Source organism: Rugamonas brunnea, from assembly GCF_014042345.1.
Lineage (GTDB): Bacteria > Pseudomonadota > Gammaproteobacteria > Burkholderiales > Burkholderiaceae_D > Rugamonas > Rugamonas brunnea.
Window position 1 is genome coordinate 61213 of the sequence record NZ_JACEZT010000007.1, and the last position, 15109, is coordinate 76321.

At 67.7% G+C, this 15109-nt stretch carries 14 protein-coding genes; 8 read left to right on the plus strand and 6 right to left on the minus strand.

The window, feature by feature from the left end; all coding sequences use genetic code 11:
* The first annotated feature begins 112 nt into the window (after positions 1-112).
* The 8 genes from H3H37_RS12175 (at position 113) to H3H37_RS12210 (ending at position 7709) form a co-directional block, all read left to right on the plus strand.
* Positions 113-1069 (plus strand): LysR substrate-binding domain-containing protein, encoded by a 957-nt coding sequence (locus H3H37_RS12175; protein WP_182162767.1) that lies wholly within the window; start codon positions 113-115, stop codon positions 1067-1069.
* Positions 1070-1157: 88 nt separating this feature from the next.
* Positions 1158-2138, plus strand: coding sequence for an EAL and HDOD domain-containing protein (locus H3H37_RS12180; protein ID WP_182162769.1), 981 nt, complete (start codon positions 1158-1160; stop codon positions 2136-2138).
* Positions 2131-4305: a putative bifunctional diguanylate cyclase/phosphodiesterase gene (locus tag H3H37_RS12185; RefSeq protein ID WP_182162771.1), complete on the plus strand. Its 2175-nt coding sequence runs from the start codon at positions 2131-2133 to the stop codon at positions 4303-4305. The genes H3H37_RS12180 and H3H37_RS12185 overlap by 8 nt, the downstream gene beginning before the upstream one ends.
* 77 nt (positions 4306-4382) lie before the next feature.
* On the plus strand, positions 4383-4694 hold the full coding sequence (locus H3H37_RS12190; RefSeq protein WP_182162773.1) for a hypothetical protein: 312 nt from the start codon (positions 4383-4385) through the stop codon (positions 4692-4694).
* 29 nt (positions 4695-4723) lie between these two features.
* The gene (locus H3H37_RS12195) at positions 4724-5167 is read left to right on the plus strand and encodes a DUF1810 domain-containing protein (protein ID WP_182162775.1); all 444 of its coding nucleotides are present in this window, start codon (positions 4724-4726) and stop codon (positions 5165-5167) included.
* A gap of 149 nt (positions 5168-5316) precedes the next feature.
* Entirely contained in the window at positions 5317-6666 is a 1350-nt protein-coding gene (locus tag H3H37_RS12200) for a chloride channel protein (RefSeq protein WP_182162777.1), read from the plus strand.
* Between the two features lie 60 nt (positions 6667-6726).
* A complete protein-coding gene (locus tag H3H37_RS12205; protein WP_182162779.1) occupies positions 6727-7245 on the plus strand; it encodes a MarR family winged helix-turn-helix transcriptional regulator in 519 nt (172 codons plus the stop codon).
* Positions 7246-7328: 83 nt separating this feature from the next.
* On the plus strand, positions 7329-7709 hold the full coding sequence (locus H3H37_RS12210; protein ID WP_182162781.1) for a glutaredoxin: 381 nt from the start codon (positions 7329-7331) through the stop codon (positions 7707-7709).
* Positions 7710-7722: 13 nt separating this feature from the next.
* Here the strand turns inward: H3H37_RS12210 and H3H37_RS12215 are convergent, their stop codons facing one another.
* From H3H37_RS12215 to H3H37_RS12240, 6 genes are all read right to left on the minus strand, one after another.
* The gene (locus tag H3H37_RS12215) at positions 7723-10287 is read right to left on the minus strand and encodes an ATP-binding protein (RefSeq protein WP_182162783.1); all 2565 of its coding nucleotides are present in this window, start codon (positions 10285-10287) and stop codon (positions 7723-7725) included.
* 10 nt (positions 10288-10297) lie between these two features.
* On the minus strand, positions 10298-11326 hold the full coding sequence (locus H3H37_RS12220) for an ABC transporter substrate-binding protein (protein ID WP_229218796.1): 1029 nt from the start codon (positions 11324-11326) through the stop codon (positions 10298-10300).
* Positions 11316-13058, minus strand: a complete 1743-nt coding sequence (locus H3H37_RS12225; RefSeq protein WP_182162787.1) for a response regulator — start codon at positions 13056-13058, stop codon at positions 11316-11318. The genes H3H37_RS12220 and H3H37_RS12225 overlap by 11 nt, the downstream gene beginning before the upstream one ends.
* 17 nt (positions 13059-13075) lie before the next feature.
* A complete protein-coding gene (locus tag H3H37_RS12230; protein WP_182162789.1) occupies positions 13076-13381 on the minus strand; it encodes a protealysin inhibitor emfourin in 306 nt (101 codons plus the stop codon).
* 11 nt (positions 13382-13392) lie between these two features.
* Positions 13393-14412: a M4 family metallopeptidase gene (locus H3H37_RS12235; protein WP_182162791.1), complete on the minus strand. Its 1020-nt coding sequence runs from the start codon at positions 14410-14412 to the stop codon at positions 13393-13395.
* A gap of 370 nt (positions 14413-14782) precedes the next feature.
* Positions 14783-14998: a DUF3820 family protein gene (locus H3H37_RS12240; protein WP_182162793.1), complete on the minus strand. Its 216-nt coding sequence runs from the start codon at positions 14996-14998 to the stop codon at positions 14783-14785.
* Between the last annotated feature and the right edge of the window lie 111 nt (positions 14999-15109).

Below are 15109 nucleotides of genomic sequence, written 5' to 3' on the forward strand. Positions count from 1 at the left end.
ATGCAATAATTTCGAATATGGTTTCGTCTTCATTGCCGATGCAAAGCAGTATATCTGCGCACGTCGGGAATGAAAAACGGAAAAAATTCCGTCCTATGATCGAAAATTTCGAATGCTCAGACTCAGCCTGGAAGCCTTGCAAATCGTGGATGCCATCGACCGGCGCGGCTCGTTCTCGGCCGCCGGCAAGGAATTGCACAAGGTGCCGTCCACCATTTCCTACACGGTCGGCAAGCTGGAGGATGAGCTGGGCGTGCAGATCTTCGTGCGCCACGGCCCGCGCGTGCTGTTGACGGCGGCTGGCCAGGAGTTGCTCAAGGAAGGGCGCTACCTGCTGTACGCGGCGCACGATCTGGAGCAGCGCGTGCGTCGCGTGGCCTCGGGCTGGGAGACGGAACTGGTCGTGGGCAGCGATGCCATGTTCGCGCCGGCCGTGTTCCTGCCGGACGTGGCCGCGTTCTACGCCGTCACCGGCCAGACCCGGCTGCGCATGGTGCAGGAAGCGCTGTCGGGCGCCTGGGAGGCGCTGCTCGACCGCCGCGTGGATGTGCTGGTGGGGGCGGCGGGCGAGGGGCCGTCCGGCGGCGGCTACGTGGCCGAGCCGATGGGCCAGCTGTCGTTCGTGTTCGCGGTGGCGCCCGGCCATCCGCTGGCCGCGCTGCCCGGGCCGCTGGACCGGGCCGCGCTGCAGCCCTACCGCGCCGTGAGCGTGGCCGATTCCGCGCGCCGGCTGGCGCCGCGCACGGTGGGGCTGGCGCTGGGGCAGGATACGCTGACCGTGCCCACCATGCAGGCCAAGCTCGACTATCAACTGGCCGGCCTGGGCTTCGGCTTCCTCCCCGAACCGTGCGCGCGCGCCGCCATCGCGGCCGGCCTGCTGGTGGAAAAGCAGGTCGAGGAGCCCAAGCCGGACGAAACCTTCTACCTGGCCTGGCGCACGGGCGAGACGGGCGCCGCCCTGCGCTGGTGGCGCGAGCGCATGACCCAGCCCGGCGTGTTCGAGCGGCTGGTGCGCCATCTGCCCGGCCATGGCAGGTTTGCCACAGATGGGGCCGCAGCAAGCGGCTGAATCGCCGGCCGGCCCGCCCCGGAGTTGACCCGAACCAATAATTTCGGGATGATGGTGTGATCATGTTGGCATTACTCTGGAACAATTTATGACTGTGTCGTCCGCCGCACCACCCTTGTTCATGCAATTGCTGGCCGACCGCAATGGCAGTCCGGCCGGTTTGCTGTTCGACGCCGCGCCCGCCGTGGCGCCGTCCGACCTGCCGCACGAGGCGCTGGGCGAACTGGCGGCCCATGGTGCCTGTTACTTCCGCGCCGATCTGGCGGCGGAACTGGCCGACGCGTTGCGAGCCCAGGGCTGGCAGCCGCTGGCGGCCGAGCAACTGCTGCGGGCCGACGCCGCGTTCCCGTTCGCGCTGGCGCCGTCCGTGCAGTGCGTGGAGGGCGACTGGTTCCTCGAACCGCCGCCGCAGCCGGTGGGCCAGCAAGCAATGTCGCGCGCGCTGGCGCTGCAACTGGTGCAACTGGTGTCGGCCGACGCCGACACCCATGAAATCGAATCGGTGCTGCGGCGCGATCCCACCTTGTCCTACCAGTTGCTGCGGCTGGTCAATTCGCTGGGCGTCGGTTCGGGCCGGCGCGTGACCAGTTTTTCCCAGGCCATCCTGATCCTGGGCCGGGCCCAGTTGCGGCGCTGGCTCAACCTGATGCTGTTCTGCACCCGCGATGGCGATCTGCGTTCACCCATGTTGCTGGGCCGCGTGGCCGTGCGCGCGCGGGCCATGGAATTGCTGGCGCAGGCGACCGGCATGGACAAGGCGCGCCAGGAGCAGGCCTTCATGGCCGGCATGTTCTCGCTGCTCGGCGTGCTGTTCGGCCTGCCGCTGGCCGAAGTGCTGCAACCGCTGACGATCGCCGACGCCGTGCAGCAGGCGCTGCTGCGCCACGAGGGGGCGATGGGCGACTTGCTGCTGTTGCTGGAACGGGCCGAGCGGCGCGACTTCGCGGCCGTGGCCGCGCAACTGGCGCAACTGCAACTGTCCGGCGCCGAATTCAACCAGATCGTCGCCGATGCCCACTTGTGGATGCAGAGCGTGGCGGCCAGCGCGGCGGACATGGGCCATGCATGATGCGGCCATCGCGCGCTGCCTGGCGCTGAGCCGGCAAGCCCGCGCCCAGCAAGGCGGCGGGCCGGGCACCGCAATGGCCAGCTCACTGGCCGACACCCTGGCCAACCTGGAGGCGGCGCTCGAACAACTGGCCACCCACGGGGTGGATGCGGCCGAGCTGCAGCCGGACGCCGTGCTCGAACTGGACCTGGCCGGCTACGTGAAAGGCTGGAACAGCGGCGCGGCCCACGTGTTCGGCTACACGGCGCAGGAAGCCGTGGGCCAGCACGTGCTGTTCCTGTACGCGCCCGACGATGAGGACCAGACCGTCGCCGAACTGTTCCCCCGCCATGCCAAGGGCTATGCCGACGTGCGGCGCCGCAAGAAGTCGGGCGAGGTGGCATGGCTGCGGCTGGCCAACGCGGAATTGCAGAACGACCGCGCCGAGGTGGTCGGCATGCTCGTCATGTTCAACCTGCTCGACGATCCGCTGTCCGAGGCGGACAAGGTGCACCTGCATGCGCGCATCATCGAGGACAGCGACCAGGGCGTGCTGATCACGGACGCCAACGAGCGCATCGTCTCGATCAACAATGCCTTCACCCGCATCACGGGCTACACGCCGGCCGAAGCCATCGGCCAGACGCCGGATCTGCTGCGCTCGGGTATCCACGACGCCGAGTTCCGCGTCAAGGTGCGGGCCGCCATGCAGGGCCAGGGGCCGTGGCGCGGCGAGATCATGGGCCGGCGCAAGAATGGCGAGTTGTTCCCGCAGTCCGTCACCATCAGCGTGGTGCGCGACCAGCACGGCCAGATCAGCCACACGTTCTCGCTGTTCTCCGACATCAGCGTGCACAAGGATGCCGAGGCGCGCATGCAGCGCATGGCCAACTACGACGCGCTGACCGGCCTGCCCAACCTGTGCCTGCTGAGCCAGCTGATGGGCCAGGCCTTGACCGAGGCGCGCCGCAGCCGCGAACACGGCGCGCTGCTGGTGGTCGAGATCAGCCGCATCGGCGCCATCAGCGACACGCTGGGCCACGAGATCGGCAATGAATTGTTGTGCGAGATAGGGCGGCTGTTCCGGCTGTCGCTGCGCGAGGCCGACGTGCTGGCCAAGCTCGACGGCAATCGTTTCGCCGTGGCGCTGCTGCACATCGAAAAGCGCGAGCACGCGGCCATCGTGGCGCAGAAGCTGATGGCCTCGCTCGAAGCGCCCATCGTCATCGACGGCCACCGGTTGCAGGTGGGGGCGCATGTCGGCATCACCGTCTATCCCGAGGATGGCACGGAGACGCCGGCCCTGTTGCGCTGTGCCGATGTGGCCACCAGCAAGGCCGGGCAGAGCGTGGAATCGGGCTTCCTGTTCTACAGCGAGGAAATGAATTTGCGCGCCAAGGAGCACCTGCGGCTGGAGAGCGAGTTGCGGCAGGCGCTGGGCAATGGCGAACTGCAGCTGTACTACCAGCCCAAGGTGAGCCTGCGCACGGGGCGCATCATGGGCGCGGAAGCGTTGCTGCGCTGGCGCCATCCGGCGCGCGGCATGGTGTCGCCCGGCGTGTTCATTCCGGTGGCCGAGGAGACCGGGCTGATCCTGGAACTGGGCAAGTGGGTGCTGGAGGAGGCGTGCCGGCAGTTGACCGCGTGGCGCGAGGCCGGGGTGCAGGCGCCGACGATCGCCGTCAACCTTTCGGGGCGCCAGTTCGACAGCCAGTTGCCCGAGCGGCTGGCCGAGTTGCTGGAGCGCAGTGGTGTGCTACCCGAACAACTGATGCTGGAGATCACGGAAAGCCTGCTGGTGCGCGGCACCGAGAATGTGATCGCCATCATGAACAAACTGGTGGCGATGGGCATGGCGCTGGCGCTCGACGATTTCGGCACCGGCTATTCCAGCCTGGCCTACCTGAAGAAATTCCCTATCAGCACACTCAAGATTGACCGCTCGTTCGTGATCGGGTTGCCGGACGAGGAAAACGATTGCGCCATCGCGCGCGCCATCGTCACCATGGCGCGCCAGTTACGGCAGGAAATCGTGGCCGAAGGCGTGGAGACGCCCGAGCAGATGGCCTTCCTGCGCGGGCTGGGCTGCCATCAGCTGCAAGGCTTCCTGTTCAGCCAGGCCGTGCCGGCGGCGGAGTTCGAAGCCATGCTGCGCGAGGACCGGCGGCTGACGGTGGAGATGGCGTAGCGGCGGCTGTCCGGCATCAATGGAGGGCGCTTGTCCCTGTGTGACTATGCGATAATCGAAACGCACAGGGGAATGTCATGAACGCTGTTATCTTCGACAGTCATCAGTATGTTCAACGCCTGGTCGATGCAGGCGTGACGCCGCAGGCCGCCATCGAGCATATTGCGAAAATCGATGAGCTCAATGCAAAAATTGATCGGGTCGCGGCCGAGCTCAACGCCAAGATTGATCGGGTCGCAGCCGAGCTCAACGCCAAGATCGACACGCTGGCGGCGGAATGCCGGACCTATGTCGCGGACGCGAAAGCTGATGTGGTGCGTTGGGTGGTCAGCGTGGCTATCCTGCAGTTTGCGCTCAATTCGGCCTTGGTGCTTAAATTGATGCATTGATAGCCCGCCATGTCCGCAGGGAGATAGTGATGGCGCAATTGCCGACGGTGCACTCATACGATCTGGAACGGTTCAAAAAGGCACAGTCGCCTGTGTACGACACGGTGCTGCGCGAGCTGGCGCAAGGGCGCAAGCGCAGCCACTGGATGTGGTTCATTTTTCCGCAACTGGACGGCTTGGGACGCAGCGAAACGGCCCGCTATTATGCGCTGTCCGGCCTGGACGAGGCGCGCGCCTATCTGGCCGACCCCGTGCTGGGCGAACGGCTGCGGGCGTGCTGCGGCGTGCTGGCCGGCTTGCCTGGCCACGATCCGCACGCCATCTTCGGCGCGCCGGACGACATGAAACTCCATTCCTGCCTGACCCTGTTCGCGCAAGCGGCGCCCGGGGAGGGCATTTTCACACAGTGCCTGCAACAGTACTTCGGCGGTGCGCCGGATCAGGCAACGCTGGATTTACTGGCGCGCGGCTGATTTGTCGGCCCAGGCCGGCAAGTCCCCCAAAGGCGTTGCCGGCCTGCGCCGACATCCTCTTGCAGGGCTGGGTCGCGTTGTTACAGAACTGCATTTGTACAAATATATCTCTATAATGGTGGTCCTGTTCCGCTTGCCACCATCTGTTCATGTCCACTCTGCACGACGTCCACGCCGCTTTCAAACGCGAATTCGTCAGCCTGGACCTGTGGTGGACACGCGCCGTGGTGGTGGGGGCGGCGGCGGCGGCCGGCCTGACGGTGGTGGGTTTCACCTGGCTGGCCGAGAGCGCGTTGCGGCTGTTTCTGCGCGTGGGCGCGTGGTCGTGGTGGGCGGCGCTGGTGTGGATGCCGCTGGCCACGGCCGTCATCGTGTGGCTGACGCGGCGTTTCGCGCCGGGCGCGGCCGGTTCCGGCATCCCGCAGGTGATGGCGACGCTGGACCCCGCCGTCGGCTCACCGCAGCGGCCGCTGTACGTGTCGTTGCGGCTGAGCGCGGCCAAGATCGCATTGACCGCTTCGGGCATGCTGGCGGGGCTGTCGCTGGGACGCGAGGGGCCGTCGGTGCAGATCGCCGCCGGGGTCATGCTGGCCGCCCGCCGTTTGCTGCCGCGGCGTGCCGCCGTGAATGCCCATGCGCTGCTGGTGGCCGGCGGCGCGGCCGGCATCGCGGCGGCCTTCAACACGCCGCTGGCGGGCGTCATGTTCGCCATCGAGGAATTGTCGCGCAAGCCCGAGCAACGTAACAGCGGCCTGATCGTGGCCGGCATCGTGCTGGCCGGCCTGATCGCCGTGTCCATCAACGGCAATGCGACCCATTTTGGCGTGATCCATCCGGGGCCGATCGGCCTTGCGCTGTTGTGGCCGGGGTTGCTGGCCACGCTGGCCAGCGGCGTAGCCGGCGGCCTGTTCGCGCGCTTGTTGCTCGCCTCGCTGAGCGGCCACGCCGCCGACGCGCCCAGCCGCTGGCGCACGCGGCATCCGGTGGGGTTCGCCGCCGGCTGCGGCCTGCTGGTGGCGGGCCTGGGCATGCTGAGCCACGGCGCCACCTACGGCAGCGGCAATGAGATCACGCGCGCCATGCTCGACGGCGGCGCCGTGCCGGCTGCCTTCGTGCTGTTCAAATATGTGGCCACCTGGCTGACCGTGTGGTCGGGCGTGCCGGCGGGGATCTTCGCGCCGTCGCTGGCGATCGGCGCGGCGCTGGGCCACGACGTGGGCCTCTTGACGCATTATCCCTACCTGCCAGCCCTGATCGCGCTGGGCATGGTCGGCTTCCTGGCCGCCGCCACCCAGGCGCCGTTGACGGCCTTCATCATCGTCATGGAAATGGTGGACGGCCATGCCATGGTGCTGAGTCTGATGGCCTGCGCCGTCGTCGCCAGCACCGTGTCGCGGGTGCTGTCCACGCCACTGTACGCGGCGCTGGCCAAATTGCAGTTGCAACGCATGGCTGGCTACGCGCCGCCGGCCGCAGCGGCCGAGCGGGTAGGGCACTGAGCGCGGCAGCACGCCGCCCCGGTCCCGGCCCTGCCGCCGGATTTCCGCTATGATTGCGCCATGTCCGATCCGACCCCTTCCTCGTCCCAGCCGGCCGCCACGGCCAGCGCGGCGCTGGACAGCGAACTGCCTGCCGCCGTGCTGCGCCAGTTCCGCATCATATTCAACGCCGTCAAGACCCATTTCCGCCAGGTGGAAAAAACGGCCGGCATCGGCGGCGCCCAAGTGTGGGCCCTGAGCCTGATCCAGCAGCGGCCGGGGATAGGCGTGAGCGAACTGGGACGGGCGATGGATGTGCACCAGTCCACGGCCAGCAACCTGGTCAAGCTGTTGCTGGAACGGGGGCTGGCGCGGGCCGAGAAGAATGGGCAGGACCGGCGTGCCGTCGGCCTGTTCCTGAGCGAGACCGGACAGCACCTGCTGGACCGCGCACCCGCGCCGTTCTCCGGCGTATTGCCCGATGCGCTGGCCGGCATCGACGTCGCCACGCTGGCCCGCCTGCAGCAGGATCTGGGCACGCTGATCGCGGCGCTGGCGGCCGACGAGGCCAGCGCCACCACGCCGCTGGCCGACTTGTAGTAGCGCTGGCGCCGGGAAGCGGCTACTATCGGCGGGCGCAGCATTTTCATCCCACAGACCGAGTCGACCACCAAGGAGTGACCATGACCCGCAGCATCCTGGACGAAGCCCACATCCATCCCGCCATCCGCGCCACCATCAGCGACAGCCACGCCGACGTGGTGCGCGAGGTGCAGGCCGCCATCGCGGCCCATGCCGTGGTGGTGGTGGGCATGGCCCAGAACCCGTTCCCGCGCAAGGCGCGCAAGATCCTCGACGGACTGGGCCAGCCTTACCATTACCTCGAATACGGCAGCTACCTGTCGCAATGGCGGCGCCGCAACGCGCTCAAGATGTGGACCGGCTGGCCCACCATGCCCATGGTGTTCGTGCGCGGCGTGCTGGTGGGCGGCGCCCAGGAATTGCAGAAGCTGGTCGACCAGGGCCAGTTCCCCGCGCTGCTGGCGGCTGCGCAAACGGCCTGAGAACCGCGGGGGCTTACTTTTCGCTGGCCAGTTCCGTTTCCTCGGGCGCCGTGCCGCTGCCCAGCAGCTGGGTGAGGGCGGCCCGCAGTTCGCGCAGCTTGGGCGGCTTGCTCAGCACACAATCTGTGTGGTTGGGGTTGTCGCCATCGGTCAGCAGGCGCTGGCCCCAGCCCGTGAGCAGGATGATGGGCGTGCTGGGCGACAATTCCTTGATGGCGGCCGACACCTTGCGCCCGTCGATGTAGGGCATGCCCAAATCGGAGATGACCAGTTCGAACGGCTGGGCGCTGTGCACGGCGGCCGCGAAGGCGTCGATGCCGGCCTGGCCGCCGTCGGCCGAAGTGACCGTGTGGCCGTCGATCTCCAGGATGTCGCGCAGCGACTTGAGCACCATCGGGTCGTCGTCTACCACCAGGATGCGGCGCGCCGACGGTGGCGTGCCTTGCTGCACCGGCACCGCTTCGCTGGCGTTGACCTGCACCGGGAAGCGCAGCCGCATGGTGGTGCCCACGTTGGGCCGGGTGTCCACCTCGATGCTGGCGCCGTGCCGTTCCGTCATGCCGTACACCATGGCCAGCCCCAGCCCCGTGCCCCGTTCGCCCTTGGTGGTGAAGAACGGTTCCAGGCAGCGCCGCCGCGTGGCTTCGTCCATGCCGACGCCGGTGTCGGTGATTTCGATCAGCACCTGCTGCGGCGGCGTGGCGTGCACGCCGTCGGGCTGGCTGCGGCGCAGCCGCGTGCGCAGCGTGAGCGTGCCGCCGTCGGGCATGGCGTCGACGGCGTTGAAGATCAGGTTGGTGAGCGCTTCGCGAATCTCGCCCTCGATACCGTGGATGGGCGGCAGGTCCGGCGCCAGCTCCGTCACCATGCGGATCACGATGCCCCGTTGCAGCGGCATGTCGCTCCAGCGCGCGCGGGTCAGGTCCATCACCTGCTGCAGCAGCAGGTTGGCGTCCACCGGCGTCAAGCTCAGTTGCGGTTCGCGCTGGCGGTAGAACTCGCGCATGCGCGCCACCGTGGCCGCCACGTCGTCGATGGCGCGCTTGATCACTTCCAGGTTCTCGCGCGTGCGCGGGCTCAGGTCCGGCTCCGTCTCCAGCAGCGATTCCGTGTACAGGGCCACGGGCGAGATGGCGTTGTTGATGTCGTGCGCGATGCCGCTGGCCATCTGGCCCAGCGCGCGCAGCCGCTCCTGCTGCATCACCGTCTGCTGGGTCTGGCGGATGTCGTCGTAGGCGCGCTGCAGCGCGCTGTAAAGCTGGGCCTGGTTGGCGGCCAGCGCCACGTGCTCGCTCAGCTGGCGCAGGAATTCGCATTCGCCGCTGGAAAAACTGTTGGCCTCGTGGCGGGCCGCCACCAGCACCCCGAACACAGTGCTCTCGGCCAGCAGCGGCGCCATCACCAGCGCCCGCAGGCCGCCGCGCGCCAGACGCTGGGGGAAGGGGAAGTCGACGGCCTGGATGTCGGGCTCGTACACCAGCAGGCCGGCCACGCAGCGCGACAGGCCGTTCTGGTCGATCGGCACGCGGCTGTGCTCGGTCATCGCGAATTCCATCGCCAGGGCCGAGCTGTGCAGGCCCACGCTGCTCACCTCCAGCATGTTCTGGCCCTGGTCGTACAGGCAGATGCAGCTGAAATCGACGGGCAGCTGGTCCTCCAGGCTGCGGATCACGACCTGGAAGATGCTGCGCAAATCGAGCCGCTCGCCGATCGAACGCGTGATCTGGTGCAGCAGGTTGAGCCGGCCCAGCTGGGCCTGCACCTTGTGCTCGGCCTGCTGGCGCACCACGATCTCCGTTTGCAGCGCGTCGTTGCTGCGGCCCAGTTCATCGCGCGAGACGGTGGTCCATTTGAGCTTGTCGGTCATGTTGTCGAAGGCGTTGGCCAGTTCGCCGATCTCGTCGCCCGTGTCCATTTTGAGCGCGAAATCGAGGTTGCCGGCGCCGACGATGGCCGTGCCTTCGCGCAGCGTGGTGAGGGGCCCGATCACGCGCCGGCGCACCATCAGGAAGGTCATGCCGACGAACACCAGCACCAGCAGGCCGGAGCCGATGGCGGCCAGGTTGGCGCGCTGCTGGGCCTGCACCACGCCGGTCCGGCTGCGCTGTGACAGCACCAGCGCGCCCGAGATCATGGCCTGGGTCTTGTTGGTGATCTGGCCCGACAGGCGGGTCGCCAGGATTTCGTGGATGGCCTGCCGGTCCTGTTCTTTTTCAAGCTGGCGCTGGTTGGCCACCAGCAGCGTGAACAGTTGCTCGACGCTGGTCTGGTTGTTGCGCAGGTCGGCCAGCAGTTCCTCCTCCTGCTTGTCGTCGGTGGCCGGCATGCTCAGCAGCATCTGGGTCAGCGAGGCGCTGCGCCATTGCCACTGGATGCGGGTGCGTTCCTCGTGGCGCAGCGCGTATTCCATCATCAGGTAGCGCAGCGCCGTCACCCCTTGCAGCACGTTGCCGGCCGCTTCGTTCTTGGCCAGTTCGCGCCGGGTCTGCACGGCCGTCGACAGCAGCACGGCCAGCATCAGCGACACCAGCAGCAGCGCCAGCGCGCCGGCCAGCTTGAGGCGGGTTGAGATTTTCACCGTGCCCCCGTCAGTGGATGATGGTGACGGCCGAGGGCGACACCGCCTCCAGGCCTTCCAGATAGATGAAGCTGAGGTAGTTGGGCAGGTCGGTGCGCGCCGTCAGCTTGTTCTTCATGGCCCAGCGCGCCTCATCCTCGAGCGCCAGGATCAGGCCCTGGTCCAGCACCACGCCGAAGCGGTAGGCCGGCCACGAGGCGCGCAGCTGGCGGTCGTCGCTCTGGGAACTGCTGCTCATCAGCGCGCGCGCCGCCTCCGGGTGGCTGCTGCAGTAGCGCGCGCCACGGTCGAGCGCACGCAACACCTTCTCCATGGTGCGCGGCTGCTGGCGCACGTAGTCGCGCAGGCCGGCGATGTTGTACAGGCTCTCGTAGATGTCCTTGCCGTAGAAGGCGCGGCCGTTCTCGCCGAGCTGGGTCAGCAGGGCGTCCAGGAACGGTTCCCAGGTGGCGGCCGCGTCGATCTCGCCGCGCGCCATGGCGTCGTACAGGTCCTCGGGCCGGTAGTTGACCATGGTGACGTCGGACGGCGCCAGGCCGTGCCGGTTGAGCATGGCGTCGAGCGCGAAATGGGCCGAGGTGTCGAGCGTGACGCCGATGCGCTTGCCCTTGAGGTCGGCCGGGGTGGCGATGCCACGGTCGCGCCGCGCCACCACACCGTGGTCGCGCTCGGTGCGGAAGATGGTGGCGATCACCGTCACCGGGTCGTTGTTGATGCCGGCGAACATGACGGGGATGTCGGCCACCGTGCCCAGGTTGGCCTGGCCCTGCATCACGGCCTCCATCGCGGCCTTGCCGCTGGAGCGCGCCTGCAGCGTGACCAGCAAGCCCTGGTCGGCGAAATAGCCGTTCTCGCGCGCGGCCGCCACCGGGCAGGTGCCGGCGTAGGCGCTGTTGGTGGCGATCGACACTTGCTCCAGCGCCGCCACCGGGCGCGGCGAGGCGCCCAGGTCCAGCCAGCCGTAGCGGCCGGCCAGCAGCGTCAGCGCGATCAGGATCAGCAATCCTGCCAGCGCCGCGATAGCGCCTTTAGCGGTCAAGCGTGGCCCCGATGGCTGTGTCATCTCGTTCCTCTCGTATGGCGGGCGTCAGGCGCAGCGCGCTGTCCACGGCTTCCGTGAACGCGGCGACGTCGATGGGTTTGGTCAGATAGCGGAAAAAGCCGGCCGCCATGTTGTGGCGCACCTGCTCGGGCATGGCGCTGGCGCTGATGGCGATCACGGGGATGTGGGCCGTGGCCGGGTCGGCCAGCAGGCGGCGCCGCGTTTCCAGGCCGTCCATGCCGTTCAGGTGGATGTCCATCAGGATCAGGTCCGGGCGGTGCTGGCGGGCCAGTTCCAGCCCCTGTTCGCCGCCCGTGGCCGACAGCAGCGCACACGGGCCGGCGCTGGTGCGCCGCAGCCGCAGCAGGTCGGCGATCAGTTGCAAATTGGCCGGGTTGTCTTCCACGTACAGCAGGGTGGGACCGTCTTCCGGGGCCGGCGCGGGCGTGGTGCTCGGCTCCGGCCGGGCCGCCGCCGGCGGGCTGGCCGTGGGCGCCTGCGGCAGGGGCGCCACCGGGGTGAAGGCCACCAGCTCCGGCGCCACGGCCGCGCCGGCGTCCGTGGCCGGCAGCTCGATCCAGAACGTGCTGCCCACGCCGACCATGCTGGCCACGCCGATCTGGCCGCGCATGGCTTCCATCAGGCGCTTGGTGAGCGCCAGGCCGATGCCCGTGCCTTCCTCGGCCGAGCCTTCCTGGCCCAGGCGGTTGAACGGCTGGAAGATCAGTTCCAGCTGGGCCGCCGTGAGGCCGGCGCCGGTGTCGCGCACGGCGATGCGCACCCGGCCCGGCTGGGCCGCCACGCAGTCGAGCGCCACCGTGCCCCGTTCGCGGTTGTACTTGACGGCGTTCGAGAGCAGGTTGATCAGCACCTGCTTGAGCCGGGTGCGGTCGGCCACCACGTGGGCCGGGGCGCGCGCCGGAAAGCGCAGCTCGATGCCGCGCCGCGTGGCCAGCGGCTGGATCATGGCCTGGCATTCCTGGAACACGCGCGCCAGCGCCACCGGCTCCAGCGACAGCGTCATGGCGCCCGATTCGATCTTGGCCAGGTCCAGCACCTCGTTGATCAGGGTCAGCAGGTGGCGCCCGGCCTGCAGGATGTGGCGCGCGAATGCCTGCTTCTCGTCGGGCGTGGAGGGCAGCTTGTCGGAGGTGAGGATCTGGGCGAAGCCGAGGATGGCGTTGAGCGGGGTGCGCAGCTCGTGGCTCATGTGCGACAGGAAGGTCGATTTCTCCTGGTTGGCCCGCTCGGCCTGCTGGCGCGCCAGCTCCAGGTCCTTGTTGAGCGCATCCATCTCGGCCGCGTGGGCCCGCAACTGGCTCTCCAGCTTGGCGTTTTCCAGGCGCAGCATGCGCGTCTCCAACGCGCGCGCCAGCACCGGCAGGATGGTGGACACCTTGAACGGCTTGATGATGTAGTCGAGCGCGCCCACCTTCATGGCCCGCACGGCCGAGGCGATCGAGCCTTCGCCCGTCATGATGATGCTGGCCAGGTCGGCGTCGATGGCGCGCGCGGCCTGCACCAGCGTGATGCCGTCCATGCCCGGCATCATCAGGTCGGCCAGCAGCAGGTCGTATGCGCCCGGTTGCAAGGCATCGAGCGCGGCCTGGCCCGTGTCGTAGCCGCGCGTGTCGTAGCCATGGTCGCGCAGGGTGCTGCACAGGGCCTGCATGTGGGCCGCCTCGTCATCGACGATGAGGATGCGGGGCCGGTTTCCGGGCTCGTTCATGCGGTCTCCAACGTGCGTCAGTCCGGCGCCCGCGCGTCCAGGGCGGCCGTTAGCTCGCGCAGCGCCGGCGGCGCCGCATCGAGGTGGTAGCTTACCGTGTGGCGCTGGCCGTCATCGGCCTGCGCCGTCAGCGTGTACAGGAAATCCCACGACTGCGGCGCGGGGGACTGCAGGCTGGCCGGCAGGGCGAAAAAGTCGCTGTCGTGCACCAGCTGGCGCAGGTGCGCGCCTTCACCGGCGGACAGTGCCGCCGTATCGGCCGTGCGCGTCTGCGCGCCGGCCGGCCCGGTGAAACCTCCCGTACTCTTTAACACGAGGCGCATGGCTCTCCCGTTCAAATCACCCCAACCTCCTTCCAGGCGGTCTGGACGGCTTGCTGTTCCGGTGAATTGGCGCCAAACAGCAGGGCGGCCGCCTGCATGGTGGCCTGGGCCGCGTCCGCGAAGGTGGCGTTGGAGGTGAGCAGGGGCAGGGCGCGGTACCAGATCGGGCCCGCCTTGTCCCAGGCGTTGCCCTTGAGGATGGTGGCGGCGATGTAGAACGCGTGGTTGGGGATGCCAGAGCTCGTGTGCACGTCCGCGTCGTCCTGGTAGCCGGCCATGTTGCTGGGTTGGTCGTCGCCGGACCAGGTCAGGGCCCGGTTGCCCGGTTCGGCCATGGAGCGCAGCGCCTTGCCCACGGCCGGGGCCATGATGCCGGCGCCGATCAGCCAGTCGGCCTGGTCCACGCTCTGCTTGAGCTTCCACTGCTTGACGATGCTGCCGAACACGTCGGAGATCGATTCGTTCAGGGCGCCGCTCTGCTGGCGGTAGGTGAGGCCGCCGGGCACCGTGTACTGGGTCACGCCGTGCGTCAGCTCGTGGGCGATCACGTCGATGGCGCCGGTGAAGCCGAGGAACAGCTTGCCGTCGCCGTCGCCGTACACCATTTGCTGGCCGTTCCAGAACGCGTTGTTGAATTTCTTGTTGTAGTGCACGGTCGAATCGAGGCGTAAGCCCTTGCCGTCGATCGAGTTGCGATTGAGGACGCTCAAATAGAAGTCGTAGGTGGCGCCGGCGCCGTCATAGGCCTGGTTGACGGCCACGTCGCGGCTGGCGGGATCGGTCTCGCCACGCACCAGCTTGCCGGGCAGGGTGGTGCCATGTCTGGCGTCGAAGATGGTGCGGCGTTTTTCGCCGGCGCTGATCCCCATCACGGCCGGCGCGATCGAACGCTGACCGCGCAGGAAGGCGGATTGTTCGGCCTGGTCCAGCAGGCATTGGCGTTCCGCGTCGGTGGCGGCGGCGTCGGCCAGCTTGCGCAGCATGCCCGACGGTATGATGAAACAGGTGCAGTGGTGGTGATGGGTATGCATGACTATCTTCCTCCAAGACAGCTAAGAGCCCGGCCCTGCGGCGGCGTGCCGCCTACCTCATGCCGGGCACTACAGGCACACCGTCCGATGGCGGCGGGGCCGCTCATTGTGGTGTACTTCCCCGGTAATATAGTCTTTATATGATTGCAAATGTACGCACATTGTCACACGCTGAGACAGGGCGGTCTGACAATTGCGCAACCCGAAACCGGCTGGCGCGATCTTGATGGACCAAGTGGTTTGCGCCACGTTTTTCCTCGTGCCAGCGGCGATTGCTGCCCCTGCAGCAACGATGATGGGCAAGGCGTGTCGATCAGGCAAGCTGAAAAAATGGCGTGTATTATTTTGGCAACATTGTCTTGCAAGTCGCTCAACGCCGGGGGCGCAGCGGGTCGAGCAGATGGCGCAGGGCGTTATGGTCGAGCTCGTACATCAGGGCCAGCAGGCCGCCCAGTTCGCCGGACGGGAAGCCGGCGCGCGCCATCCAGCCCAGGTAGTGGCTGGGCAGGTCGGCCAGCAGCCGGCCCTTGTATTTACCGTAGGGCATTTCCCATTTGACCAGCAGCAGGAGTTTTTCCGTATCCATAGCGCGCCATGATACTGGAAATGCGGGCGCCGGCCCCCATTTATGATGCGCTGGCGCAAGTTCGCGCGTGGCGCGGCGGGTGTATATTGCCAGCAATGGCCGCTAGCCATG

Excerpts from the sequence above, each read along its gene's own strand:
- H3H37_RS12205 (WP_182162779.1), top strand. The coding sequence starts at position 6,727 with ATGTCCGATCCGACCCCTTCCTCGTCCCAGCCGGCCGCCACGGCCAGC.
- H3H37_RS12185 (WP_182162771.1), top strand. The coding sequence starts at position 2,131 with ATGCATGATGCGGCCATCGCGCGCTGCCTGGCGCTGAGCCGGCAAGCC.
- H3H37_RS12190 (WP_182162773.1), top strand. The coding sequence starts at position 4,383 with ATGAACGCTGTTATCTTCGACAGTCATCAGTATGTTCAACGCCTGGTC.
- H3H37_RS12225 (WP_182162787.1), bottom strand. The coding sequence starts at position 13,058 with ATGAACGAGCCCGGAAACCGGCCCCGCATCCTCATCGTCGATGACGAG.
- H3H37_RS12200 (WP_182162777.1), top strand. The coding sequence starts at position 5,317 with ATGTCCACTCTGCACGACGTCCACGCCGCTTTCAAACGCGAATTCGTC.
- H3H37_RS12195 (WP_182162775.1), top strand. The coding sequence starts at position 4,724 with ATGGCGCAATTGCCGACGGTGCACTCATACGATCTGGAACGGTTCAAA.
- H3H37_RS12180 (WP_182162769.1), top strand. The coding sequence starts at position 1,158 with ATGACTGTGTCGTCCGCCGCACCACCCTTGTTCATGCAATTGCTGGCC.
- H3H37_RS12210 (WP_182162781.1), top strand. The coding sequence starts at position 7,329 with ATGACCCGCAGCATCCTGGACGAAGCCCACATCCATCCCGCCATCCGC.
- H3H37_RS12230 (WP_182162789.1), bottom strand. The coding sequence starts at position 13,381 with ATGCGCCTCGTGTTAAAGAGTACGGGAGGTTTCACCGGGCCGGCCGGC.
- H3H37_RS12235 (WP_182162791.1), bottom strand. The coding sequence starts at position 14,412 with ATGCATACCCATCACCACCACTGCACCTGTTTCATCATACCGTCGGGC.
- H3H37_RS12175 (WP_182162767.1), top strand. The coding sequence starts at position 113 with ATGCTCAGACTCAGCCTGGAAGCCTTGCAAATCGTGGATGCCATCGAC.
- H3H37_RS12240 (WP_182162793.1), bottom strand. The coding sequence starts at position 14,998 with ATGGATACGGAAAAACTCCTGCTGCTGGTCAAATGGGAAATGCCCTAC.